Origin of the sequence: Flavobacterium sp. ZT3R18, assembly GCF_007097385.1 — a bacterium.
Taxonomy (GTDB): Bacteria; Bacteroidota; Bacteroidia; order Flavobacteriales; family Flavobacteriaceae; genus Flavobacterium.
This window is the reverse complement of the sequence record NZ_VJZS01000028.1, coordinates 23,907-49,332: the sequence shown is the minus strand read 5'-3', so window position 1 is coordinate 49,332 and position 25,426 is coordinate 23,907. Positions and strand designations below refer to the sequence as shown.

The 25,426-nt window shown below is 34.2% G+C and carries 20 protein-coding genes and 1 pseudogene; 15 read left to right on the top strand and 6 right to left on the bottom strand.

Annotated features, from left to right (window positions below):
• The 3 genes from FNW52_RS19035 to FNW52_RS19025 all read left to right on the top strand — a co-directional run.
• The coding region (locus tag FNW52_RS19035) for a gliding motility-associated C-terminal domain-containing protein (RefSeq protein ID WP_143379059.1) at window positions 1-1,812 on the top strand (1,812 nt) is incomplete at its 5' end.
• 62 nt (window positions 1,813-1,874) lie between these two features.
• Window positions 1,875-2,780, top strand: coding sequence for a type IX secretion system membrane protein PorP/SprF (locus FNW52_RS19030; protein WP_143379058.1), 906 nt, complete (start codon window positions 1,875-1,877; stop codon window positions 2,778-2,780).
• Window positions 2,781-2,782: 2 nt separating this feature from the next.
• Entirely contained in the window at window positions 2,783-4,708 is a 1,926-nt protein-coding gene (locus tag FNW52_RS19025) for an OmpA family protein (RefSeq protein ID WP_143379057.1), read from the top strand.
• 220 nt (window positions 4,709-4,928) lie between these two features.
• Here FNW52_RS19025 and FNW52_RS19020 read toward each other — a convergent pair whose 3' ends face one another.
• A complete protein-coding gene (locus tag FNW52_RS19020) occupies window positions 4,929-5,489 on the bottom strand; it encodes a 2'-5' RNA ligase family protein (protein WP_143379056.1) in 561 nt (186 codons plus the stop codon).
• Window positions 5,490-5,864: 375 nt separating this feature from the next.
• On the opposite strand from FNW52_RS19020, the gene FNW52_RS19015 reads away from it, so the two are divergent.
• From FNW52_RS19015 to FNW52_RS18995, 5 genes are all read left to right on the top strand, one after another.
• Window positions 5,865-7,856, top strand: a complete 1,992-nt coding sequence (locus FNW52_RS19015) for an amidohydrolase (protein WP_143379055.1) — start codon at window positions 5,865-5,867, stop codon at window positions 7,854-7,856.
• A gap of 35 nt (window positions 7,857-7,891) precedes the next feature.
• Window positions 7,892-9,967 (top strand): FAD-dependent oxidoreductase, encoded by a 2,076-nt coding sequence (locus FNW52_RS19010; RefSeq protein ID WP_143379054.1) that lies wholly within the window; start codon window positions 7,892-7,894, stop codon window positions 9,965-9,967.
• Window positions 9,968-10,155: 188 nt separating this feature from the next.
• Window positions 10,156-12,108: a thiamine pyrophosphate-binding protein gene (locus FNW52_RS19005; RefSeq protein WP_143379053.1), complete on the top strand. Its 1,953-nt coding sequence runs from the start codon at window positions 10,156-10,158 to the stop codon at window positions 12,106-12,108.
• 37 nt (window positions 12,109-12,145) lie between these two features.
• The gene (locus FNW52_RS19000) at window positions 12,146-13,795 is read left to right on the top strand and encodes an FAD-dependent oxidoreductase (RefSeq protein WP_143379052.1); all 1,650 of its coding nucleotides are present in this window, start codon (window positions 12,146-12,148) and stop codon (window positions 13,793-13,795) included.
• Window positions 13,796-14,184: 389 nt separating this feature from the next.
• Entirely contained in the window at window positions 14,185-14,838 is a 654-nt protein-coding gene (locus FNW52_RS18995; protein WP_255515654.1) for a HipA domain-containing protein, read from the top strand.
• A 208-nt stretch (window positions 14,839-15,046) separates the two neighbouring features.
• On the opposite strand, the gene FNW52_RS18990 is transcribed toward FNW52_RS18995, so the two are convergent.
• The 4 genes from FNW52_RS18990 to FNW52_RS18975 all read right to left on the bottom strand — a co-directional run bounded on the left by FNW52_RS18990 (window position 15,047) and on the right by FNW52_RS18975 (window position 18,628).
• On the bottom strand, window positions 15,047-16,801 hold the full coding sequence (locus FNW52_RS18990) for a DUF4403 family protein (protein ID WP_143379050.1): 1,755 nt from the start codon (window positions 16,799-16,801) through the stop codon (window positions 15,047-15,049).
• Window positions 16,802-16,931: 130 nt separating this feature from the next.
• Complete coding sequence (locus FNW52_RS18985) at window positions 16,932-17,843, bottom strand: hypothetical protein (protein WP_143379049.1); 912 nt, start codon at window positions 17,841-17,843, stop codon at window positions 16,932-16,934.
• A 16-nt stretch (window positions 17,844-17,859) separates the two neighbouring features.
• Window positions 17,860-18,183 (bottom strand): hypothetical protein, encoded by a 324-nt coding sequence (locus FNW52_RS18980; protein WP_143379048.1) that lies wholly within the window; start codon window positions 18,181-18,183, stop codon window positions 17,860-17,862.
• A 46-nt stretch (window positions 18,184-18,229) separates the two neighbouring features.
• The gene (locus FNW52_RS18975) at window positions 18,230-18,628 is read right to left on the bottom strand and encodes a hypothetical protein (RefSeq protein ID WP_143379047.1); all 399 of its coding nucleotides are present in this window, start codon (window positions 18,626-18,628) and stop codon (window positions 18,230-18,232) included.
• Between the two features lie 269 nt (window positions 18,629-18,897).
• Between FNW52_RS18975 and FNW52_RS18970 the strand changes: the two genes are divergently transcribed.
• The 5 genes and pseudogenes from FNW52_RS18970 to FNW52_RS18950 all read left to right on the top strand — a co-directional run bounded on the left by FNW52_RS18970 (window position 18,898) and on the right by FNW52_RS18950 (window position 22,823).
• Window positions 18,898-19,611 carry a hypothetical protein gene (locus tag FNW52_RS18970; RefSeq protein WP_143379046.1) on the top strand — a complete coding sequence of 238 codons (714 nt, stop codon included), beginning with the start codon at window positions 18,898-18,900 and terminating at the stop codon, window positions 19,609-19,611.
• A 24-nt stretch (window positions 19,612-19,635) separates the two neighbouring features.
• Window positions 19,636-20,289: a hypothetical protein gene (locus tag FNW52_RS18965; protein ID WP_143379045.1), complete on the top strand. Its 654-nt coding sequence runs from the start codon at window positions 19,636-19,638 to the stop codon at window positions 20,287-20,289.
• The gene (locus tag FNW52_RS18960; protein ID WP_143379044.1) at window positions 20,279-21,052 is read left to right on the top strand and encodes a sensor histidine kinase; all 774 of its coding nucleotides are present in this window, start codon (window positions 20,279-20,281) and stop codon (window positions 21,050-21,052) included. Before FNW52_RS18965 ends, FNW52_RS18960 begins: the two co-directional genes overlap by 11 nt.
• A gap of 7 nt (window positions 21,053-21,059) precedes the next feature.
• Window positions 21,060-21,716 (top strand): response regulator transcription factor, encoded by a 657-nt coding sequence (locus FNW52_RS18955; protein ID WP_143379043.1) that lies wholly within the window; start codon window positions 21,060-21,062, stop codon window positions 21,714-21,716.
• 217 nt (window positions 21,717-21,933) lie between these two features.
• Window positions 21,934-22,823 (top strand): annotated as a pseudogene (locus tag FNW52_RS18950) (IS1595 family transposase).
• A 113-nt stretch (window positions 22,824-22,936) separates the two neighbouring features.
• Here the strand turns inward: FNW52_RS18950 and FNW52_RS18945 are convergent.
• Complete coding sequence (locus FNW52_RS18945) at window positions 22,937-23,695, bottom strand: response regulator transcription factor (RefSeq protein ID WP_143379042.1); 759 nt, start codon at window positions 23,693-23,695, stop codon at window positions 22,937-22,939.
• A gap of 305 nt (window positions 23,696-24,000) precedes the next feature.
• Here FNW52_RS18945 and FNW52_RS18940 point away from each other — a divergent pair, with 305 nt between their 5' ends.
• Window positions 24,001-24,573 carry a hypothetical protein gene (locus FNW52_RS18940; RefSeq protein WP_143379041.1) on the top strand — a complete coding sequence of 191 codons (573 nt, stop codon included), beginning with the start codon at window positions 24,001-24,003 and terminating at the stop codon, window positions 24,571-24,573.
• A 285-nt stretch (window positions 24,574-24,858) separates the two neighbouring features.
• The gene (locus FNW52_RS18935; RefSeq protein WP_370511578.1) at window positions 24,859-25,410 is read left to right on the top strand and encodes a UpxY family transcription antiterminator; all 552 of its coding nucleotides are present in this window, start codon (window positions 24,859-24,861) and stop codon (window positions 25,408-25,410) included.
• Window positions 25,411-25,426 lie beyond the last annotated feature (16 nt).

Sequence of the window (25,426 nt, the reverse complement as noted above, 5' to 3'; positions counted from 1 at the left end):
ATCTCAGGAACCTATAATATTACCTACCAATTATGTGAAGTAGGAGCGACACCGCCGAATTGTGATACAGCCACAGCCACAGTAACGGTGGAACCTAAGGCAGATTTGGTAATCAACAAAGTTGTTGACAATGCAACCCCAAAAGTGGGCGATAATGTAACCTTTACCATTAAAGTAAAAAACAACGGACCAAATGATGCTACGAATGTAAATGTTAATGAAGCCTTGCCAACAGGATATACTTTGGTAAGTGCTACATCGGCAACAGGAACCTACACTGCACCAACATGGAGCATCGGAAACTTAGCCAATGCAGCTGAGGCAACTTTAACCGTAGTGGCTAAAGTAAAAGCAACAGGCGATTATTTGAATAAAGTAACTGTAACAGGAACAGAAGAAGATCCAATCCCTGGAAATGATAAAGACGAAAAAGGAACTACACCAGTTGCTCAATCGGATTTAGTAATCACCAAAGTGGTTGATGTTGCGAATCCAAAAGTGGGAGATACTGTTAAATTTACAATTAAGGTAAAAAACAACGGACCAAGCGACGCTACAAATGTGAAGGTTACAGAAAATATTCCAACAGGATATGCTTATGTAAGTGGAGCAACGGCAACAGGAGCTTGGGCTAACCCAACTTGGACAATTGGTAATTTAGCTAATGGATCAGAAGTAAGTTTGGATGTATTTGCAAAAGTAAATGCTTCTGGAAACTATGAAAATAGGGTAACTGTAGTTGGAGATCAAAACGATCCAACAGCTGCAGACAAAGAAGCGAAAGCAACAGTAATAGTTGTAGTACCATCAATCACTGCTAAAGACGATACCATTCCAAGCGGAAACGGAACAACGGGAACACCAAACGCTGGTAACGTATTAGTCGGTAATCCAACGAATCCAGACACTTTAAATGGTACGCCAGTGGTTATCGGATTAGTGAACTTAACAGTTGCAATACCAGCAGTTCCAAAAACACCAGGAGCATTAGTTCCGCTAATTGATATGGCTACAGGAACAGTAAGTGTTCCAGCTAACACACCAGGAGGAACTTATACTTTAACGTATAGCATTTGTGAAAAAACAAATCCTTCGAATTGTAGTTCGGCAACGGTGACCATATTCGTAGCAACACCAAGCATTGCCTTAGTGAAAACAGCTCATTTCAATGACGAAAATGGAGATGGTTATGCTAAAGTTGGGGAAACCATTACCTATAATTTTGCAGTGACCAATACAGGAAATGTAGCTTTGACCAATGTGTTCATAGTAGATCCTTTAACAGGAGTTACCATGACTGGAGGTCCAATAAATTTAGCCGTAGGACAAGAGGATACAACTTCATTTACAGGGATTTATTCTATAGTACAAGCTGATATTAATTTAGGAAGTATTTCGAATCAGGCCGAAGTTTATGGAACAAGTCCTGACAATAGTGTAGTAAAAGACAAGTCAGACAATAGTAGTGTGGTGGATGACAGTCCAACGGTATTGCCAATTTCGGGATGTGTTATAAAAGTATTCAATGCTATTTCTCCGAATGGCGATAAGGAGAATGAACGATTCTATATTCAAGGACTAGAATGTTACCCTGATAATACCGTTGAAATTTATAATCGTTGGGGAGTTTTAGTATTCGAACGCGAGCATTATAATAATGATGATGTAGTATTTAAAGGATTCTCTGAAGGTCGTGTAACGGTTAAGGACGCTGATGGATTACCGGAAGGAACCTATTATTATGTTCTGAAATATAAAGATGGTGAATCCAATGCGCATCAGCAGGCTGGGTATTTATACCTCAGTAAGTAATTAATCAAAACAAATTTAAATGGCTTAGTTTTTATGCTAAGCCATTCTTAAAAGTAAAATAAATGAGAAAATTAGTTTTAGTTTTTATGTTTTTTTCTGTTGCGAGTTTTGCACAGCAAGATGCGCAGTTTACACAATACATGTACAATACCATCAATATTAATCCTGCTTATGCCGGTTCAAGAAGTGCCATGAATATTTTTGGACTTTACCGTACTCAATGGGTTGGACTGGATGGAGCTCCAGAGACCAGTAGTTTTTCATTAAACACACCTTTAAATAATAGTAATTTAGGATTGGGAGTTTCGCTGGTTAATGATAAAATTGGGCCTACGACTGAAAACACTTTTTCGGCAGATTTGTCTTATTCTTTGTCAACTTCGGAGACTTCTAAAATTTCGTTTGGTATGAAGGCAACGGCAAATTTGTTTAACCTAGATGTTAATAAATTAAGTATGGAGCATCAAGGCGACACTCAGTTTCAAAATTTAAATAGCAAATTTTCGCCTAACATCGGGGCGGGGGTTTATTGGCATTCTGATAAAGCCTATGTTGGTTTGTCGATACCAAATTTCCTCGAAACCAACCGGTATAATGCAAATGAAGTTGCGATATTTAAAGAAAAAATAAACTATTATTTGATTGCTGGTTATGTTTTTGATTTAAATCAAGATATAAAATTCAAACCAGCAGTATTGACCAAATTAGTCGAAGGTTCGCCTTTGCAAGTAGATCTTTCTGCGAATTTTATGTTTAACGACAAATTTGTGGTTGGTGTTGCCTATAGATGGAGTGCTGCCTTGAGTGCTATGGTTGGATTTCAAATTACCGATGGCTTATATCTTGGTTACGGGTATGATCGAGAAACAACCAATTTAAAAAAATACAACTCAGGATCTCATGAAATATTCCTGCGTTTTGAATTGTTTAATGATTACAGCCGAATAACTTCACCTAGATTCTTCTAATTATGAAAATTAAAAATTTAGTTTATGCCGTTTTTTTAGTGCTATTTGTTTTCAAGGGAATTGCACAAACCGGTAGTATCGCTAACGCCGATAAAAAATACAATAAATATGCTTATATCGATGCAATTGCTACCTACGAAAAGGTGGCAGAGAAAGGGTATAAAGATGAAAAAATGTTCCAAAGACTGGGTAACGCTTATTATTTTAATGGAGAGTTAGCCAAGGCACTAAAGTGGTACGAGGCTCTTTTTGCTATGAATGAACAACAGGATTTAGAATATTATTACCGATATGCTCAAACGCTAAAATCAACAGGCGATTATGCAAAAGCAGATAAAATGCTCGAGCAATTCAATAAAAAAGCAAGTACGGATAAAAGAGGATTATTATTTGAAAAGAATAAAAATTATTTGGAACAAATAAAAATCAATTCGGGGCGATTTGAAATAGCCGATGCAGGAATTAATTCAAAATATTCGGATTATGGAAGTTCTTTTTTAGATAATAAGTTAGTATTTGCTTCAGCTCGAGATACGGGTGGGATTGCCAGAGTAAAATTCAAGTGGACCAATAGATCTTTTACAAATCTTTATGCGGTAGAATTAAAAGCCGATGGAAGTGTTGGAACTCCTGAACGATTTGAAAGAAAGATCAATTCAAAGTTTAATGAATCGACTCCTGTTTTTACCAAAGACGGAACAACGATGTATTTTACCAGAAACAATTTTTTGAATGGTTCAAAAGGCAAGGATGACAAAAGAATTACCTTATTGAAATTGTATAGAGCGAGCTTTGAAGATGGAAAATGGACAAATATTATCGAATTACCATTTAACAATGATCAATACAGCGTGGCACATCCAGCATTAAGTGTAGATGAAAAAAAATTGTATTTTGCTTCAGATATGCCGGGAACTTTAGGGCAATCTGATTTGTATAGTGTAACCATTAATAGTGATGGTGGTTTTGGAAAACCAGAAAACCTGGGAGCAACTATAAATACCGAAGGAAGAGAAACTTTTCCTTTTATATCAGGAGATAACGAGTTGTATTTTGCCAGTGACGGACGACCAGGATTAGGAGGACTCGATATTTTTGTTTCGACTATTAAAAGTGATTCGACTTTTGGAGAAGTACAAAATATTGGAGCTCCCGTAAATACAAAACAGGATGATTTTGCTTTTTTATTGGATAGTAAAAACAGAACTGGTTTTTTCTCCTCGAATAGAGAAGGAGGGATTGGTTATGATGATATTTACCGTTTTTCGGAAACTAGAAGATTAGTTTGTGAGCAAGTTTTATCTGGAGCTATTGTAGATGCTGAAACTAATGTTGTACTAGGGAACTCGACAGTAAATTTATTGGATGATCAATTTCAAATAATAGGCGAAGTAGTAACAGGAGCAGACGGAAAGTATAATTTTCAAGTAAATTGCGGCAAAAAATACTATGTTAGAGCTACAAGACAAGATTATGAAACTAAAGAAGTACCAACAATTATCGATAAAACAGATTTAACAGTAGCCTTGACAAAATCAATATGCAAAGTGGTTGTTGGAGATGATTTAGCAAAATGTTTTGGTATAAAAATGATTTACTTTGATCTGGATAAATCATTTGTTAGAAAAGAAGCCGCCTTTGAGTTAGAGAAAATATTAGATGCGATGAAACAAAATCCAGAGATGAAAATTGATGTACGTTCGCATACAGATAGCAGACAGACTCATGCTTATAATGAAAAACTTTCGGATAGAAGAGCTAAAGCAACTGTTGCATGGCTAGTTAAAAACGGAATAGCCGCCGACAGATTAACGGGTAAAGGATATGGCGAAACACAATTAGTGAATCAATGTGCTGATGACGTAAAATGTACCGAAGAGGAACATCAAGCGAACAGAAGAAGTGAATTTATTATTACTTCGATGTAAAAACAGATCCAAGGTTTTTAATATTTTTTTGTTGCTCAGGCAGTATTACTTGTTTTTTAATTTCAATGACAAGTATAAAGTAGTTTTAGTTGATACTATAGCTGCTACTGCCTGATCAACAATTTTTTTGTTTTGATTGTTTGCTAATTTTGATACTTTCAAACTTTCAGGATTGCTTCTATTTTTTTATAAAAAATCCGCTATCAGTTGTGTAGCACTACTAAAAAAGCGTTCCCTGTATTAATTCGGGTTGTGGATTATCTTTAAACTCAAAGCTGTCCGTTACAAAAAACTGTTTTATGGTTTCGTCAAATTGTCGTAAAACAACACTGTCGCATTCAAAATTCAGGTCTATTGAAGTAAACAAATGATTTGCTTTTATTAGATTTTCTGAGCTCAATCTCCGAGCGATGGAGAGATGCGGATTATCACTTTTTTGCATATTGTGAACACGAAGTGATTTATGAAATCGTTTCATGATGAGCTTCAAGTTGTTTTTAGAACCGCTGTCAGGTGCTATAAAAAAAGCGCCATTGGGAAAAGCACCAAACTCATTTAAGCGTACTTCAACAGGTGATAGCGAATCACACAATCTACTGATTTTATTTTTTATTGTTTCAATTGCCGTGTCCGTCGCTTTGAATTCACAGATGGTAATATGTGCTACAGAATTTTTACTGTGAAACCAGCCCACTTCAGTTGCTAACCGTTCTTTCATTGACTTGACTAAAGCAAGGATAGTCTCCGGAGGATGAATGACAAGAGAATATAGCTTTTCCATAGTACTGCTTTTTTGATATGGTAAAAGTAAAGATTTAGTTGTAATGTGGAGTAATGAAAATATCTGATGGCTCTCAAAATATTTTTGATGATAGTTTAAATAAATAACCTGACAACGCAGATTATTTTTTTTAAAACTTGATTGACTTTTATAGGGTTGACTATTTTCTCATTCATAGCAGAAAATCTTTCATGCATAACACTAAATTTTCCATTCAGTACATCTTTTTCGTTTCTATTACAATCAAACAGTAGTTTTATTTCAGTAAACAAAATGTAGCGCTAGAAAGTAGTTTTCAAAATTTCTATTAAATAGTAAATTGACTTCGCCTTAGCAATTAAAAACATAAATAGTAACAGATTAAAAAACAAAATAATGAAACATAATCACGCCGAAGGATTACAATGCTCTTGCTGTAGCCCATTATGGAAAACACTACTACCTGATACAAATGGGATGAGTATTTTGACTGATAGAAATATAGAATCCAAAGATCATTCATCCCACGAAGATTTAATTTTCCGAACAGGAACTGATGAAAATTGTACTGAAAACAAACAAATTGGATACATTCAAACTATAGAAGGTGGAAAAGATGTAATGGTAGAGGCTATAGGTATATCCAAAGGTAAAATTGTTGCAACTGGGTCTTACAAAAGTGTTGTCGCAAAAATGCCAACAGGAACTTCGGAAAGAATTATTTATGGAGGACAAACGCTATTACCAGGTTTTATTGAACCTCACCTTCATATTATAGCTACTGCAGTTTTTAAAAAAGCTACAGATGTGAGTCCTTTTTTGGGACAGGATTTAAGGTCTAACGTTGCTCTTACAGAAGAGGATAAATACAGTCGTAAATGGGTTGTTGAAGAATTGAAAAAGAAAGTAGCCAACGACAAGGACGTTTGGATTATTGGCAGAAATGCTGACCCTTCTTTGTTTGAGGGTGCAGATAAGGAGTTTAATTCAGAGGTGTTAGATGCTATATCAACAATACAACCTGTATTTATATTGAATTCATCTATGCATTTGGCATACATCAATACTGTAGCAATAACATTAATGAAAGTTGAATTTCCCAAAATTGATGTAAGTCCAGATGGTGTTCTGAAAGAAGTTGCAGGGATTGAACCGGTATTAAAACTTATTGGAATGAGTATAAATATAAATCCGGATGATGCTGTAGCAAAACTAGAAGAGGAAGTTAAAGAAATCTTTAAAGAAGCCAGCAAAAGAGGGGTTACCTATGTGCAAGATTGTGGATTAGAACCTTATGACTGCAGTCCTAATGGCGGGGGGGCTAATTTTGATCAACCAAAATTCTTATTTGATTTAGCCATTCAGGAAGGTTGCCCCGTTCGTATTGGAGGTGCTTTGGTAGCCCTTACTCTCGATAAGTACAATACTCTTATACAAGGTAAATACCAGCCCAATCAAGGGGATGATAAATTTAATTTGGCCTATATCAAAATCATTGGAGATGGTTCCAATCAGGGACTTACAGGTTATCAATATAACCCTTATGCATGTGACGCAAATTATCAAGCTTACGATATAAGTTGCTGCCACAACCAAAACAATACAGGTGTATTTAATTTTGGTTACCCTATAGAATTTAATGCTTTGGTTAGCAAAGTGAAAGAAAATAACTGGCCAGTGATGATTCATGCCAATGGAGATCAGGCTATAGACAGAACGATAAATGCTTTTAAATTGGCAGGAATTAATAAAGATACTATAGATACTAGGAGAGACCGAATAGAACATGCTTCTTTATTGACAGATAAAAATTTGAAGGACATGCAGGAATTAGGGCTTTCTCCAAGTTTTTTAATAGGGCACGTAGGCTATTGGGGTTGGGTTTTTCAGCAAACCATTTTTGGTAAAGAAAAAGCAAATCTTCTTGATAGATGCCAAGCCGCTTTACAGAACGGCATGAGAATAACTCTTCATAGCGATAACAGTGTTACGCCATTGGGACCATTGCGTATGATGGAACAAGCAATTACAAGAGTAATGGAAGGTGCCCCTAAAAATTTAGACTCTCAGGTGCTTAACGAAACAGAATGCATTACTAGATTTCAGGCATTAAAAGCCATGACCTACGATGCTGCTTGGCAATGTCATGCGGATCAATGGGTAGGGTCATTGGAGGTTGGGAAATGTGCCGATTTTGTAATTCTATCCGAATCACCATTAACTTATTTTAATAAAGAAGGAGTGAATTCTGTTACAGGGATGCGCAATATTCCTGTGTTGGAAACATGGAAAGATGGAAAAAAAGTAATGGACAAACAAGAAGATGACGACCATTCTATAGATTATGACGTTCTGCAGAAAATGGAAAAAGAACAAAGTATAAGTTAATTAAAATTACAGATGACTATAAAAATCAAACTACTATGGAAGAAACCTTAGCCACTCAAACCATGCAAGACTGCCAAGCAGATCTTAATGTTTTAACAGTTCAAACTAAAATCTATAATAATACAGATCAAGTTCTAACCAAAACAAAAGGCTCAGAGAAAAATAAGTATAACTTAGATTTTCCTGAGAAAATTGATGCGAATAGCGAGGTAAATCTTTGCCTTCGAAATGAGGAAAAAGGTAAAAAAATAGATATCTCCGTCTATTATGAAAATGATTATGGTACTGTCGAACTGATAATACACAAAACGACTAATCCATTTGAATCGAGCGTTAGTGCAATTACAAAAAATGATTTGATAGACGATGTTGTACTTTTAAAGAATACGAAATTCGAATTGAATACAAAAGTGATTATAGCCGAAAGTCTCGTGACGGTTACTATGCGAAATGTGTATCATTTTCTGAATGAATTAAAAGGACATATTGACGGAGATCAAATAGAAATGGGTGGAGGCAATTTGTTTGATATGATTAATTACGCAAAAGCGTGTCAAATATTTAATACACGGTTACAACTTAGACCTTTTGCAATTATTTATTGTACCTCTACCGAAGAGGTACAGCGGGTTTACAAGGGAGCAATAAGTAATAATTTGGCAATCCGAGTAAGGTCGGGAGGACATGATCATGAGGGAGAATGCTCAGGAACCGATACTATTTTGATTGATTTATCACGAATGAATACAGTAGAAGTTGATCGGGAAAGTGGGGTTGCGACTATTGGACCAGGCAATCGATTTGAAAGATTGACTACTTTATTGGCGGAGCAGCAAGTCATGATTCCGCATGGGACTTGTGCAACTGTCGGGATTGCCGGTTTTACATTTGGTGGTGGCTGGGGACCTTGGACACGCTCAAAAGGAATGTGTTGTGAGCGATTGGTAGGCGCCACAATCGTACTCGGCGATGGGAGTATTAAAGAATTATCAGATGATGCAGATCTGCAAGCCAGAGAATTATTATGGGCATTAAAAGGTGGAGGCGGTTTTAGTTATGGCATAGTAACAGCGTTAAAATTACAAACTTTTGAACTGCCTCGTGAGCTTATTAGATTTGAGATAGAATGGAATAAATATGAAACGGACTCTGATGCAAAACGATTAAAAATAGTGCATAAAAATACGGTGCCAACCATACAATTTCTCAAAGAATGGGAAGATGTCATCAATGCCAATAGGGGTTTAGAAAGCAATGCCAATTATTTGAATTCGAATGAAAAGCTAATTGGAACGAATCTGAAAATTTCAGCCATACCCGCTGCAGAAAATTTTGATGCAAACACAGTCATTCATAATTGCGTGATGTATGGTTATTGGGATGGAAATGAGAACGATCTCTCTAAATTTATTGAAAAGAATTTCAAGAATCCCCAAACCTACGATTTTAGAATTACTGATATTGCAGGAAAGAAATCGTACAAAGCCTATGGATCGAACATGATGAGTAATTGGGATAGGGAATCTTTTCATACTGTAAAACAATTATTAAAAGGGGGAGTTCAAGTCAAATCATCAAAAAGCCGTCCTATATCTCCAGATTTAGAAAACCCTGCACCGCACAAAATCACTTCCTGTTTAGTAGATGCTCAAGGTCTAGGGCCTAAGGGTCATGAAGCCCTGTTACGCAGTTTGACTTCTCCATTGATATTAGACGGAAATAGAGAGATGGGACTGTTTACTTATATCACTTTAGGCGCTATTTCGGGTGTGTTTTATCAAAGTAAAACAGAAGAATTAGAAAGCGCATTTCCTTACAAAGACAAGCAATACACCATTCAATATCAAACTTGGTGGAACGAATCTTTAGAAAGAAAAGAGGAAGGCCAAGATAATTTTGTGTATGACAGAATCAATCGAGCATTAGATTGGATGCAAGTTTGCAGAGATTTTAATATTCCAAATACCTCTGGTGCCTTCATTAGTTTTAAAGACAGTTCTATTCCTACCGAAACTTATTTTGGCAGCAGTTATGAAAGATTGAAAGAAATAAAAAAGAAGTATTCTAAGGATAACCTCAATCACTTTAGAACTAGAAAAACAATTATTTAATAGTAGAGGAATAAAGAGAGATAATACGTTTTTTAGATGCTATTATACTAAAAAGTATTTAGTTAACTCTTCATAAATCACGTATTTATACCTGATTCTTTATAAGAACTTGTTTCTTAACTTTGATTTTGTCACGCATATTTAACATTGTAATCGTTACAATAACTTATAGTAAAAATTAAAAACAGATGGAAAAAGAAACAATTGGAACTCCAACACGATGGACAAGAGATTATTTATTTGATATACTCAAAGATCTAGGAATCAAATATATATTTGGTGTTCCTGGAACAAATGAGATTCCTATAATAGATGGGACATCCTATCCGGAAAATGGTGTAAAGTATATTGAATGTTTACATGAAAACATAGCCATTGGAGCTGCAATGGGCTCCGCTAGAATGACAGGAAAACCAGGAGTACTTGTTGTTCATGTAACTCCAGGTATAGCACATAGTATAGGCAATCTCTTTAATGCTTGTCGTTCACAAATGCCTTTGGTGATTCTTTGTTGCCAACAACAAAACGAATTAGTTACCCAAGAACCTTTATTAGCGTCAAATCTAGTAGACTTAGCAAAACAATATACAAAATGGGCACATGAAGTACGTACCGCAGAGGAAATGCCATTGGTATTACAAAGGGCTTTCAAGGAAGCTATGGCACCACCAAATGGACCTGTATTTATTTCAATACCATGGGAATTTATGATGGTGGCTATTGGCGAAAATCAAAAGGTTAAAGGAGTAACACGTATTTCTCCACACTTTATAGGAGATGATGAAGCTATTAGACAAACAGCTAATTTGCTGGCCACTGCCAAAAATCCTCTTATTGTTGCTGGAGATGCTGTAGGTTATGCAGATGCCTGGACAGAAATTCAAGAATTAGCTGAATTAATTGGTGCTCCTGTTGTTTTACAAACGTTTAGTAGTGTGGCTAACTTCCCTAACAATGATTATCACTGGCAGGGAGAATTACCCGGTAAACAAGCGAGAGTTCAATCTGTTTTTGAAGATCATGATGTAGCCTTTTTGGTTGGATTTGGTGCTCAAGCACAAGTTGCGGTATTCAAATATTCTGATGGGCCACTGATTCCAGATACTGTAAAACTAGCCTATCTTACGAATAATACTTGGGATATTGCCAAAAATTTTTATGGAGAAACTGCTATTCTAGGAGACATCAAGGCCACATTACCGTTGTTGAACAATTATATTTCGCACCAAAGACCAGACGATGCCATTACTAGAAACGAAAACTTAAAAAAACTTGCCCTTTCTCGTACAGTACAATGGGAAAATTATTTTGCAGAGGCTATGAAAGAGCCAGATATTTGGGCTGTTGTTATAGCAAAGGCTTTAAAAGAAGCTATTGAAGACCGTGATTTAGTAGACAATTTTGTTTATGTACATGAGGCGGTATCTGATGGAGCTCCATTTCAATATTATCTTCCTTTTGGTACTTCTGGAGCAAAACCGATTAGTTATTATTGTGTTGCAGGGGGGGCGTTGGGATGGTCAATGCCCGCTTCATTAGGTATTAAACTAGAAGAAAAAACAGTACAAGGAATTGGTACCAAATTGGTTATTAATGCTATAGGTGATGGTTCTTCCTTGTTTTATCCGCAAACATGGTGGACGGCAGCTCATGAAAAATTGCCAATTCTATACATTATTACCAATAATTATGAATACCATACGCTGCAATTAGGACTTCAAGAAGTGGTTGCTGCTTATGGAGACACTCCAGGATATGGTTGGAAACCCAAAACAATGGATCCTAGTTATTTGCGTTTAGAAAAGCCTAAAATGGATTTTGTCAGTTTAGCAAAAGCATTTGGAGGAGAACAAGGAGAAGTGGTCCTTACATCCTCCACAGTAAAAGAAGCCATTGAAAGAGCTATAGATCATGTTCTTAGCAGTAATACTTCCTATATATTAGATATGCGTATTGCGTCCAATACTCCAGCAATACCTGTAAAAACAAACAATGGAACGATAATGGTTGATAAACGATATGCTTTACAACCAACACTGAATGTTTTTCATGAAGATTCAGAAAGAGAAAATTCTTCACTAAAAAGTGGTGACCTTTTAGTGAGCGAAACTATAAATTGCAATATCCCTTCTTTCTTTTAAAAATAACCGTTGCGAAAGTGACATAAATTGTAACAAAATGGAAAACGAAAAAATTGACATTGCCATCGTAGGCGGAGGTGTTTCTGGCGTCTACAGCGCATGGAAACTCAAAACACAATATCCCAATAAAAAAATAGTTGTTTTTGAAGGAAGTGACCATATTGGAGGACGTTTACTCTCTGTAACTCCTCCAGGAATTCCAAATATGGTGGCAGAGTTGGGCGGAATGCGAATTCTTGAAAATACTCAAACATTAATTGTGAAATTAATAAACGATTTAAACGAGAAATTGGCTCCAGACAATCAAATTGAATTGTATAAATTCCCTGTAGATAAGGATCAAAATATTGCTTACTTACGTGGTGAACATCTGCGTTTAATTGATTTTACAACTAAGCCTGATAAAGTGCCTTATCATTTATCTTTTTTAGAAAAAGGAAATTCTTCGGGGACAATAATAGTAAATGCAATAGAACAGTTGGTACCTGGGATAACAAAGAAAGGTTTAACGAACGAAGAACGTTTAAAAATGTGTAGAGAAGCCAAATTTGAAGGAGCTCCATTATATACGTTAGGCTTTTGGAATTTACTCTATCGTGTAATTAGCGGCGAAGCGTATCAATTTAGTTTAGATTCAGGAGGATACAATTCAACCATGGTCAATTGGAATGCTGCAGATGCCATTCCGTGGTATCTTGCGGATTTTGGAATTACACCTAAGTACAAAGGGTTTAAAAATGGATTTCAACAAGTGCCTATTTCATTGGCCAATTTCTTTGAAGAAGATGGGGGCGAAATACGATTAAACGCCAAGCTAGAAGGATTTGAGTTTAAAAACGATTTATTTGAGCTTACTATTGATGGAGATATTATAGAAGCTAGTCAATTAATACTGGCTATGCCACGTCGTTCTCTGGAACTATTAGCTCCTAATGCGCCCAAACTACAGGAAATTCAATCGCTTATTGGCAGTGTAACTCCAAGACCTTTGTTTAAGGTTTTTACGACCTATTCCAGCCCATGGTGGAGAAATGCAGGATATACTAATAAAGAAGGAAAATACGTTCCATTACAATCAGGAAGAACAGTTACTGATTTGCCAATAAGACAAACGTATTACTGGCCTCTAAATGATGGAAAACCAGCAAAGGGTGGCGAATCAATGCTATTAGCCAGTTATGATGATGGTTCCAATATTGGTTTTTGGGATGGACTTAGACCGCAACGTAAAAAAGCTTGGAAATATGGACTTTCTCATGCTGAACTAGCAGATCCTTTTGTAGGAGAAGATACGAATCTAGAAACGGTAGACAACGAAGTATTAAACCAAAATTGGCATCAATACAAAGCCCCTCGAAAAATGGTAGAAGAATTGAGCCGTCAATTGAAACAAATTCACGATCTAGATTATACACCCGTGGTTAAGAATGCCTCTTTCCGTGACTGGGGTGAAGACCCTTATGGTGGAGGTTGGAATAGTTGGAATATTGGTGTTAAAAGTTGGGAAGTAAAAGAAAAAATTGTTCACCCGATAGACAACTGTTCCCTTTATATCTGTGGAGAAGCTTATTCTGACGGGCAAGGTTGGGTTGAAGGAGCTTTGCAAACTGCGGATATGATGCTAGAACAATTTACTGCAATAGAAAATAAAACTTCTGTTTTAGATGACGCCATTTTAGCAAAATAAAAATAGACTTTTAAAAAATCACGATATTAAAACAATTATCATTGGTTATTTTATGGAGATATTCTTCATTCTAATAAAAAGCTAAAACGAACTTTATAGAAGCCAATTTTTAGATTTAGAATTCAACGTTTTTGGTTTCCATACTTTGGATTTTTTGAGAGTAGTAAAAAAAAGCCTGTAAATCTTAGAATTTACAGGCTTTTTATTTTTAATTAAAAATCAATTTTTGGTCTGTATGGAGCTACAATCGAATACTTTATGGAGATAGAAATCATGATAGATTATTCGAAGTATTCAATTTTATAGCATTCAAAGGTGCAGCAATAGAAAGTATATTTTTCTAAATTACTGCTATACAAAGACAGGAGGCTGCTAATCGTGCAAATAAATTGTCTATTCAAGGAGTTCAACCCAAATTAAGTGCTGTTATTTCAGTTGTGAATCAACAATTTGAAATTGTAGATCAGTTTGGCAACTATATTATAAAGCCTCAAAATGATATTTTTACAGAATTACCTGAAAATGAAGATGTAACTATGAAAATGGCAAAAGTGTATGGACTTGATGTGCCTCTTCATGGATTGATTTATTCAAAAGACGGTAGCCTTTCTTATTTTATAAGACGATTTGACAGATATAGTAAAGGTAAAAAATACGCTACTGAGGATTTTGCACAATTGTCAGGGAATTCAAGAGATACTAAGTATGATTATACTATGGAAAAGTTAGTCAAAGTAATTGACGAATATTGCACTTTTCCAGCTATAGCGAAAGCCGATTTCTTTAAACGAGTTTTATTCTGTTTTATAACGGGTAATGAAGACATGCATTTAAAAAATTTTTCGGTAATCACTAAAGCAGGAAAAACAACCTTGACTCCAGTTTATGACTTTTTAAATTCTTCTATTTCGATTAAAAATCCACAAGAAGAGTTAGCCCTTTCTCTCAAAGGGGAAAAAAGCAATTTCAAATCAACTGAATTAATAGCGTATTATGCAAAAGACTGTTTAGGACTTAATTGTCAAGTTTCACTACGTTGTTGATGAAAGCTGATTTAATTTTGATCCAAAAGTTAGTATTTTGTTTTTAAATTGAACAAGTCAACTATTATCAAAAGATTATAATGAATTAATAAAAGCTAATAAATTGCTTCGTTCTTGAGCATTCAATTGTTTGTATTTAGTCGAGTTTTACAAAAGTTTACGGCGGTAAAGTCTTGGTTATCTAAGACGTAGGCGTGTTTTTTTGCTGTTATTTTAAATTCTCAAATAGTAGCGTTCCTTTAAGATTTACCCTCATTAAAACAAAATCAGGAAATGCTAAAATGTCTGCTAATGAAAGTGAATTTGTAGAACCTTTAATTACACCCATTGAAGTTTTTATAGTAAGACTTTCATTTAATTCTTTACTTGCATTAATAATTTCTTTAGATAAGTTTTTACAACTGTTTTTTTCTGCTTCTTTAATTAATGCTTTTTTTATTTTTGATTTTGCAAGTAAAATTAAAATATTAGAAGATTTAATTTTTAAATTCGATACTTTCACACAAATTGAAGTATCTTGTTCAGTGGCAAAAAATCTTGCATCAATATCTATAGTTCCAATTTTTTTATTGTTTTTTCTTTTAAGTATATCAACACTTAATTTGACGTTTTCTTGTTCTGAATATTTTGCTGTTGGATTATTCAGGATATATTTTTTTATTAAAAAATTCTTCTCGTTTTTTGAGTTAAAATCTAAAGTAAATGGTTTTAATTGTGTCGAAATATAATCATATTTTAGAAACACTGGCAGAGATAAGCTAATTCCATCTCCATCAACTATTTCAGTCCCAAACTTTATAATTGAGTCTTTATCCTTTAGGGGAATTGGAATGGTCTCAAATGTAGCAAATGGCTGAAATTTTACACCAAATTTTAATTCCAATTGATTTTCATTATTGATTTGCTTGCCATAAGGTTGAGAAACAAAGACTCCAGTTACATTTGGATAAACCAATCCATTATTATTTATAACTATTGGTTTGTCAAATTCTTTCAAAAGTTTTGTAGAATAATCTTTTATATTAATTTTGGATGTGTTTTTCCCTATAGTACTTTTAACAATACCATTTAATTTGTCATCTATTTTATTCCCAATTAAATCCAATAGATAGAATGATACTGGATTTGATTTTGAACCTAAATCAATCGAATCGATTATAAAATTTGAGTCAAATGCTTCAAGAAATGATAATTCAGTTTTAGGTTCAGAGACATTAATTGCACCATCAGGTTTTATTTCAAAATAGCCACTTTGAATAATTTTTATTTTAAATCCGGAATTAAAATTACCTTTCGGAGTAATTGTATTCGGCAGATTATCTAAAAAGACATTCGTTCTAACATTAATTTTAAATACTCCTACTGTCGTATATTTATTTCCATTAAATGTGATATCCAAATCATCTAATGAAACATCATAATTGAATTTTCCTTTTATTGGAAAAATCGTTTGGTTTATTTTAATTATAGGTACTAAAACATCTTTATATACTGCCTCAACTCGATCAAAATGATGTGTAACTTCATCCATTGTGATTTCTTTAATATCTTCGTAAACGTCTTTCCAACATCTTCCCCATTTCCAAGGAGTAATAAAACATCCAAATGATCTAGCTCCAGTTTTGATACTTCTAATAGTTACTTTTGGAATTCTTTCAATTTCATCGTAAGCATCTTTTGCTGGAGATGTCATCATATTTGTTAATTCTTGAACAGTTACGGATTCATTTGCATGAAGCATAAAACCTAATTCAGGGCTTTCTCCATTTGCGATTGGATTTTGGATTTCATTTTTTACAATTTCAACAATTTCACTGCTTTTTATATTAACAGTCAATCCTATATTTGAAATTTCACTGTTAGCTGATAAATAATCATTAACATTAGTTTCAAAAGGTTGGCTGAAAGAAAGTAGTGGAATTAAAAAAAATAGGTTAGATATTAATACTTTAAAATTTTTCATGATATATAATATTAATTTTTTGCCTACTCTGAAAGGTTTTCGGCTTTCCCTTTTAATTTAAAAGTGGGATTTATTAAATAAAGCAGCTTTATTGTGGTAATCTAAATAAAATGGATGCTTTTTTAACTCATTAATCAAAAGGAAACCCTGCAGTAATTATTATACCTGTTCTTTCCCATTTGTTTAATTTTAAGTTTTGGGTGTTGCCCCAATCTTCGGTTTGCAATTGCATTCCAACGATTGCTTCTAATGGAGCCCCTTTCTCCGTATAGAAAAGGCCTATCGCTGGATTTAATTTGGGTTTTACATTTTCCTGAAAAGAATAATTGATATGAAGATTTGCAAAAAGCCTTTTATTAGACCCTAAGTATCTTCCAAAATCCATATTAATTTTCCCAAACAGATTGTTTTTTTCTAGTTCAGTAATATCATAGGCACTTTCAGTTGTTGATAATGTCCTTATCTGATTGCCTTCTGAAAAAGAACTAGAAGAGGTTATAATGTCATTAGGGTCTAATTCGTCAGAATTGTCTTTTAGTCCACCTGAAATGGCTATTCCAAATGAATATCTCTTTTTTGTGGATTGCCTGTTCCAGCCTCCGTTTACTCGAAAACCTAAATTATTTTGTACATAAATTTGATCCTCAAATTTTTTAAGGGAATCAAAAGCATTTAATCTGGAATACAATGTTTCAGCACCAAAAAACCAATGTTTAATGCCTTTTTCTCCTCCAGCTGTATCAGAAACTGTAACAAATTGAAAACCCAGTTTCCCCTCAAAATTCAATTTTCCTTTGCTAAAAATTTTTGAAGTTCCTTCTTTACTGCCTAATGAGCCTGTAATACTCCATATTTGTTTGCTCATATTGGTGATTTCAAAAGGAGAAAGCATAAATCCTATTGATGTTTTTGCTGTATTGAAGGTAATCAGGTTGCCGCTTGTCTGAAGGGAAGTTTCGCCATCACCGTCCTGAATTATGTTTGTTTGACTAAAAGTATAACTGCAAAAAAACAATGCGGTTAATAAATTTAATTTTTTCACGATACTTGTTTTTCGATTATACATTTTTTGTAGGTTTGTTACGTATTGAAAAATTATTTTTTGTGTCTCCCGTAATTCCTTTCCATTCAAGGAAAACTTTTTCGTCATCACCATTTATGATTTTCAACTCAGCTTCCCAATGTGTTCCAGTTACTCCAAAAACGGTGAGTGTATATTCAAAAGGATTTTCCACCATCAATTCAAATTGTTCATTAAGCCATTCCTTTCTTTCGGAATCTGTTTTAAGGATTATGCTTGTTGTCTCCTTTTCTGGGCAGAAGAACACATTTTCTAAAGATCCTATAGCCTCTAGTTTGAAATAAAATTTTACTTTTTTCATGATTTTTTATTTTTGATATTTTTGCATTTTTGGATAAATATTTGTCTCACCCCTTATAAAAGAGAGGAATAGACAACGTTTGAATTATAAGTACTATGGAAGCAAGGGATTCTGGTGGAAATTCTAAAATTTTAGGAGCTGGAGACCCCGTGGCAAACACCCAGATTACAAAACCGATTGTAGAGAACAGTAATTGACTTTTTTTGGTGACCTTGGATACTTTTATCAGATAAACGGGGGTTATTATAATTAGAATAACGATTACGATCCATAATAATTTTTCTTTATTTCCCCCGTTAAAAGCTTGGACAAGACCATAAATAGTAACATAAGCGGCTATAATTTCGGAAGGAATTAGTTTTACCAAGCGCTCTTTATAATTACTTGGTCTTTCAACCGAATCGATAAGTTCGGTATCTTTTGCTGATTTAATTTCTCGTGCCATAATTGTGTTTTTTAAGAATTGTTCATTCCAAAGGTATTGTGGTTTCAAAATCCTATCGATAGGTAAAACCCTAGTGGGTATCGGTTTTTTGCCTAATGAGTAATCAGTGCGCAAAACATAATAATTATTAAGAAAAAAGTGGTAGTTTAGCTTGATTGTAAAGGGGGTAGGGGAAATCACTTCGCAGAATAGGGTTTTACCTATTGGGTACTCAGTGTCAAAAAACAAACTTTGTGAAGAATTAATCAACAACTTAAAATATTTGAAACATGAAAAAAACAACACCAATCATTCTTTCATTAATTACTAATGAATCAGAAATCAGTCAGGAATCGATATCAGTAAAAGAAAATGCTCAGCAATGCAGTAATTTAATTTTTATAGATATTGATACTATTAAATTTCCAGAACGCGATAATTGGAAACTAAAAAATAAAAAATATTTTTCTGCATCACAGTCAATTAATCAGAAAAAAATAAAAATTGATCTAACCAAAATCGTGGCTAAGAATTTCCCGGCATGGCTGGTAGAAAACCAGGATTTTATTTCTTACGAATTAACGTCAGATTGTATTGAATGTGTACACACAATTACAGATCTAGATTTACAAAAGGATATAGACAACTTGCCAGTCCACTCTACATTACAATTAAAAGACATAAAAAAGCAAATTACTGTTAAGAAGGGGGATTTTAACACGGAAAAGTACAATAAATATGTAAGTTTCTATGTAGATGGCGATAAGATTGCGGTAAATTTAATTCCTTTTGATGCTGAAAAGAACTGTTTTTCATTCCCGCTGCTAAGAACAATAGCATCTAAATATTTAGATGATCAAAGTGTTTTTGAATTTAAAATATTAGATGATTCTAGCAAAAGAACCGTGGTTTTTACGATTCAAACAGAAAACAGATCCATCAGCTATTTTAATTTTTCACATATTCCGCCAATTGTTGATTATGAAACAATATTTGCTTTATAATCAATAACAATAAAAACAACTGCAATGCTTCTTAAAGAAATACCTTCTTATTTTAATTATACCAATGTATTGGTTTTTATAACTTTTGCAGTTGTTTTATTACATCATAACCCGAAAAAAAGCACACACAGAATTCTGCTTGCCATTGTATTTATCTCCTTTCTGAATGAATTAATGGCATTGTTTCTTCTCTTTAAAAAAATGGATATCAGCTTACTTTACACGGTAACTACGATACTTCACAACAGTCTGTGGCTGTTCCTACTGTCTAAATATTTTCATTATCACGGTTTGGTTAGCGGCGTGATAGTGAGTTATATCTCGTTCTCCATTTTTAATTTGTTCTTTTTTGAAGGTCATGAAATGTTCAATTACTATACCTTCATTTTAGGGGCTTTCATCTATCTGGTCCTATTTATATATGAGAGCTTTTTTCAGTTGAAGAAAGAGAATTTTCCCTTTTTTACCTCAAACGATTATATTGTATTATTTGCGCCTGTCCTTTTTTTCTTCGGATTGAGCGCAATCTTTGGATTTAAGAGTTATGTATTGTCCTCTACCATTATTTTTGGGAGCATGAATCTTTACGGATTTATAGGTTGCTTTGTAAATACAGTCTATTATATACTTATTGCCATTTATATTTATCGTGAAAAACGTTTGAAAAATGACACATAAACTTGCTTTTGGAATTATTATCGGCTTGCTTTTCGTTAGTCTTATAGTACTTTTTTGTGTCATGTTGGTAAAGCTTTATATCCATAAAATAAAGAACTACACCAAGGTGATCTACGAAAAAGACCTTAGTTTTCAGAAAACACTCAACACCACCATCATGGAAACCCAGGAACAGGTGTTGAATAACATATCGCAGGATCTTCACGATGATGCCGGACAGCAGCTCACTTACATTAATTTGCAATTGGAAAACCTTAAACTGGATACTCCTGAACTTAAAGAAACATTGGAACCCTTGACACAATCAGTGGGAAGTCTATCCCAATCAATTCGTGATATCAGTCACTCGTTAAACAATCAGCTGCTGTTACGACAGGATATTTTAAAAGCCATAACAACAGAAGTGGAACGCTTACGAAAAAATCCAAAAACGAAAATCAATTGCAGTATTGAGGACGAGATAAAAAAAGAATTCAGTGCCGATGAAAAAATAGTGATTTACCGTATTTTCCAGGAAATTAACAATAATTGTTTCAAACATGCCAAGGCAACACAAATCAATATTCATATAAAGACAGATCCTTATTTTGTAATGAATGTAAGTGATAACGGAAAAGGATTCGACGCTATGGAAGTTAAAAACAGCAACTACACTTTAGGAATACAGAATATGGTGAACCGGGCAGCAATTATAAATTATAATTTGGATATTAATTCAGGCATAGGCGAGGGGACTAAAATCACACTTTCGGAAAAACAATAAACTAATTATGGAACAGACTACGATATGTATAATAGACGATCACGCAATTGTGCGGCAAGGTCTAAAGGAACTGTTGCATAAAATCAGTAACTACAAGGTGATTCAGGAGTTTGACAATGGAGATGATTTTTTGGCAGCCCTGCCTTTAGAGCCTAAACCCGATATGTATATTCTCGACTATTCAATGCCCAATATGAATGGGATAGAAGTATTACAGGCATTAGAAGGGTTACAGGAAGAATACAAGGTCCTGCTTCTAACACAGCATTTTGACGAGGAGGTAATTAATACCGGATATCATCACGGTGCGAGGGGATTTTTACATAAAAACTGTAGTGCCGGCGATTTAAAATTTGCCATCGACAATATAACCCAAATCGGATACAACAATATTTCAGAAATACTCAAACGAATTCGAAATTACAGTGCCCCTGCCAAAAAAGAGGAAGAGCATATTTTACTCTCCGAAAGAGAACTGAGTTTCTTAAAACTGGTTTGCGACGAAAGGGAATTTACCTATGAACAGATGGCTGATATCATGGGATTATCTGTAAAATCAATCGAAGCCTATCGTTCAGCCCTTTTTGAAAGGCACGGAATCAAATCAAAAGTAGGCTTGGTTTTATTTTCATACAAGTACCGCTTAACAGAGCCTTTTTTGTAATTTAAGAAAGTATGGTTATACTGAATTGCTTTAATAATTCCGAATTTAAAGTTTAATAGGGTTAATAGCTGATTATTATACTGGTCAAAATTTTCAAAGAATTTTTCTATGGTAGTTTTGAATGTTTTGAAATCTTCATAGTATTTGTTTTTCATTACTTTCTTTTGAGGTAGGCATTTAATTTCATGTCTTTAAAGTCTTATAAAACATAGGAAAAATGGAAATATTCAAAGGTCAAAACCTCATAGAGTTTACTGAACGCTTCACTAGCGATCAAGATTGTAGAGAATACCTCTCAAATATCAAATGGTCGGAGCAATATGTTTGCAGAAAATGTAGCCATACCAAAAGTCAAATTCGTAAAGATTATGCAAGAACTTGCAATATTTGTAGTGATACCGAATCGGCTATGGCTAATACCCTATTCCATAAAGTAAAATTTGGATTAAGAAAAGCATTTTTCATTTGTTTTGAAATGGCTACAACCACAAAAAGTCTTTCTGCATCTCAAATGGCAGTTCGTTTTGGAGTTCAAGAAAAAACGGCAAGAATGTTTATGCAAAAAGTTCGAGAGGCAATGAAATCTAGCGAAGATTTTCCTATGAAAGGTATTGTCAATGTTGATGAATAGTTGGTGGCTACGAAGAAGGCAAGCCTGGAAGGAGTTACGACAGTCTAAAGAAAAAAGCTGTATGTGCTGTAGAACTTACGGATGATGGAAAAGTGAAGCGTTTTTATACCTTTCAAATTCCAGATTATTCTGCTAAATCATTGCGTAAAATGTTCGATAAACACATTGATAAAGAAGCAAAAATCACTACCGACAAATGGAGAGGTTACAATCCAATTGCTAAAGATTATGATTTAACACAAATATTAAGTGATAAAGGTGCGAACTTTAAAGCTCTGCATGTAATGATTCATCAAGTGAAATCTTGGATAAGAACGACCTACTCTTGGGTAAGCGAGAAAAATATCAATCGCTATTTTGACGAGTTTTGCTACCGAATTAACCGTTCTCAAAGCAAAGACACAATATTTAACAATTTAATCAAAAGGATGGTAAAGGCAGATAATATTTGCCATAAAGAAATAATATTTGGTTAGGTACCGACCTCAAACTGTTTATATTCAAAACATGTTCCTCAAATGGAACGCTTTTTTATAAAAGAGTCATGTTAGTAGCAGGTCAACAATTATTGAAGAGGAAGTATAGACTACTAAATCAATTTGTTACTGGTGGCGTAAGCTATTGCTTCTGCAATATTTCCTACGCCCAGCTTGGTGAATAGTTTTCTTTTGTGAAATTTGATTGTATCTGTAGAAACAAACATGCTTTCTGCCATATTTGCGATTGTAAAGCCTCTGATGGAGTACTGCAATACTTCTTTTTCGCGGCTGGTGAGTTCTATTTTTTTCAATATTTTCCAAAAATCTCCTTCCAGGTCATAGCTGAATATTTTGTTCTCTCCTTTTTTATAAATTTTAATGTTCCCGGATTGCAGTTCAGAGGAAAGTGAAATAATGCAAATTGACTTCCAGATTTTACCGTCATTGGTTAAAAAAACGGGAGTCAATTTTTGATTCACTAAAAAAGTCTTCCCGCTAGGATTCTTTAAACGAAAGTCATATGAAATAGTATGATGTATACGCTCTTCTATGGGGATATTTTGATAAAAATCAAACCCTATGGTGTTAATCTTCAATAACAAATCCAGATCGTCTTTTACTACATATTTGAAGTAAAAGGCATAGCCTAATTCCTGAACTTCTTTCGGGGTATGGTCACATAAAAATAACGGGTTTTCGGACACATACTCAAAGCCCTTTTTTTCGTAATCTATGATGTAGATACTGCTGTAAGTGGTTCTTGCAAATGCCTTGACTAATTCTAAATAATTTCCAAGTTTAAGTGTTTCATCTTCGGAAATTTTTTGAACTGTGTTGTTAGATGAAAAAAAGTCGTTTTCAATTACCATATCACTATATTTTTTAACAGGGTGTGAATATAGGAAAAATTGGAGATATGATATTAAAAAAAAATAGTTCTATGCGAATTAAACTTCAATTCGATAGGAATGTCCGTTCGTTTTTGACTCGATGTTTTTGTAATAGTAAGCCTTTTTTTAAACTACACTTAAGGGTAGTTTTTGTTCAAATTATTGAGAACTAGTATTTTGTGTAGTGTAATGGGTAAATTGTGGTAATAGTTTTGGAGAAAACAAATACTATGAAACTCGCAAAAAACCACCGCTCAGAAATTAGTCAAAATGACATCTTTCATATGTCAAAATTTGTAGTGACAGAAAATTTCAATCATCATGCAAATGAAGTATTTTCAGATAATTATCAAAATGATATTGATTCTGTTTACAAGGAAGAGATGGGATTCTTAGAGAATTCGAAAATATTCATTTTCAAAAACGACCTTGATGATTTAATAGGCACCATTAGGGTATTAAAATGGGATTTTGTTAACCCATTGCCTATTCAGAAAATGTTTGGCATTAATCCTTTCGTTTGTACTGATGGGAATCCTATTAATGAAATATGGCATATCGGGCGTTTTGCCATTAAGAAAGGAGTTCGTGACATAAACTTGCTTAAAAAGCTGCTGGTTTGTGCTATTGCGCCAATCTGTGGTCATAAGGATAATATTGCCTTTGCAGAGATAGATGCTAAACTGTTGCGTGTTTTGCAGCTAATGGGAATTAAAGCGAAAATTGTAGGGAAATCTATTGAATACCTGGGTTCTGAAACGATCCCTGTATCTATGTCCTACCATGGGCTAATCGATTTCTATAACGAGAATAAGAATTTAGTTTCATCAAAAGAAGCCTTCGGACTTTCGGCCTAAACCTGCAAACTACACAATTGGGTAGTATTTAATGGTGATAATCGTAACTACACTTTGGTGTAGTAGGATGTGGAATTCTGTATTGTAAGTTTGCTCCAGTAAAAATAAGATAAGTTGTTCGTTTATTGGTTTTTACAAAGTTCTCAAAAAGCGAAATACTTTGCCGGGAAAGTTTCAAATGCGCAAAAGTATATTTCCTTGAGAATTAAATCAAAATCATCATTACCAAAGTTACCTCTTAAATAAATAACCATGTGACTGGTTACAGCGCAGCTATATCCGGTCATGAAAAATTTGAAAATTATGGAAAGAAAACAAGGTTGGCATGTTCTTTACGTAAAGTATAGACATGAAAGTAAGGTCTATAAAGAGTTAATGGAAAAAAAACTTGAGGCTTTTCTTCCCATGGCAACCAGCATCAGAAAATGGAGTGACAGAACCAAAAAAATCCAGGTTCCATTATTTCCCAGTTACGTTTTTGTCAACATCAGATCCAATAAAGATTTTCATGATGTTTTAACCGTAGACAGCGGATGTTCTTATTTGTCTTTTGGAGGTGAATATGGACGTGTTTCCCAAAATGAGATCTCTCAAATAAGGCTTCTTGTGGAAGGAAAGGATTTTAGTGATGTTCAGATTACTACAACACTTCCCAAAATCGGGGATCGACTTAAAATTGAGCATGGCGAATTATCGGGTCTTGAATGCGAAGTGTTCCGAATCGATAATCAGCATAGAATTAGTGTAAGACTGAGTTCTTTACGCCAGAATATATCGGCAATAGTTCCTTTATCTTATTTATCTAATCAAACAGAAAACGTTTTTGCACAGGCGTAGTTTTTAGGTTTTTATT

What these genes read in the sequence shown, in the direction of transcription:
- FNW52_RS19030 (WP_143379058.1), top strand. Translation starts at nt 1,875, where the DNA reads ATGAGAAAATTAGTTTTAGTTTTTATGTTTTTTTCTGTTGCGAGTTTT.
- FNW52_RS19025 (WP_143379057.1), top strand. Translation starts at nt 2,783, where the DNA reads ATGAAAATTAAAAATTTAGTTTATGCCGTTTTTTTAGTGCTATTTGTT.
- FNW52_RS19020 (WP_143379056.1), bottom strand. Translation starts at nt 5,489, where the DNA reads ATGGAAAAGCTATATTCTCTTGTCATTCATCCTCCGGAGACTATCCTT.
- FNW52_RS19015 (WP_143379055.1), top strand. Translation starts at nt 5,865, where the DNA reads ATGAAACATAATCACGCCGAAGGATTACAATGCTCTTGCTGTAGCCCA.
- FNW52_RS19010 (WP_143379054.1), top strand. Translation starts at nt 7,892, where the DNA reads ATGGAAGAAACCTTAGCCACTCAAACCATGCAAGACTGCCAAGCAGAT.
- FNW52_RS19005 (WP_143379053.1), top strand. Translation starts at nt 10,156, where the DNA reads ATGGAAAAAGAAACAATTGGAACTCCAACACGATGGACAAGAGATTAT.
- FNW52_RS19000 (WP_143379052.1), top strand. Translation starts at nt 12,146, where the DNA reads ATGGAAAACGAAAAAATTGACATTGCCATCGTAGGCGGAGGTGTTTCT.
- FNW52_RS18990 (WP_143379050.1), bottom strand. Translation starts at nt 16,801, where the DNA reads ATGAAAAATTTTAAAGTATTAATATCTAACCTATTTTTTTTAATTCCA.
- FNW52_RS18980 (WP_143379048.1), bottom strand. Translation starts at nt 18,183, where the DNA reads ATGAAAAAAGTAAAATTTTATTTCAAACTAGAGGCTATAGGATCTTTA.
- FNW52_RS18975 (WP_143379047.1), bottom strand. Translation starts at nt 18,628, where the DNA reads ATGGCACGAGAAATTAAATCAGCAAAAGATACCGAACTTATCGATTCG.
- FNW52_RS18970 (WP_143379046.1), top strand. Translation starts at nt 18,898, where the DNA reads ATGAAAAAAACAACACCAATCATTCTTTCATTAATTACTAATGAATCA.
- FNW52_RS18965 (WP_143379045.1), top strand. Translation starts at nt 19,636, where the DNA reads ATGCTTCTTAAAGAAATACCTTCTTATTTTAATTATACCAATGTATTG.
- FNW52_RS18960 (WP_143379044.1), top strand. Translation starts at nt 20,279, where the DNA reads ATGACACATAAACTTGCTTTTGGAATTATTATCGGCTTGCTTTTCGTT.
- FNW52_RS18955 (WP_143379043.1), top strand. Translation starts at nt 21,060, where the DNA reads ATGGAACAGACTACGATATGTATAATAGACGATCACGCAATTGTGCGG.
- FNW52_RS18945 (WP_143379042.1), bottom strand. Translation starts at nt 23,695, where the DNA reads ATGGTAATTGAAAACGACTTTTTTTCATCTAACAACACAGTTCAAAAA.
- FNW52_RS18940 (WP_143379041.1), top strand. Translation starts at nt 24,001, where the DNA reads ATGTCAAAATTTGTAGTGACAGAAAATTTCAATCATCATGCAAATGAA.
- FNW52_RS18935 (WP_370511578.1), top strand. Translation starts at nt 24,859, where the DNA reads ATGAAAAATTTGAAAATTATGGAAAGAAAACAAGGTTGGCATGTTCTT.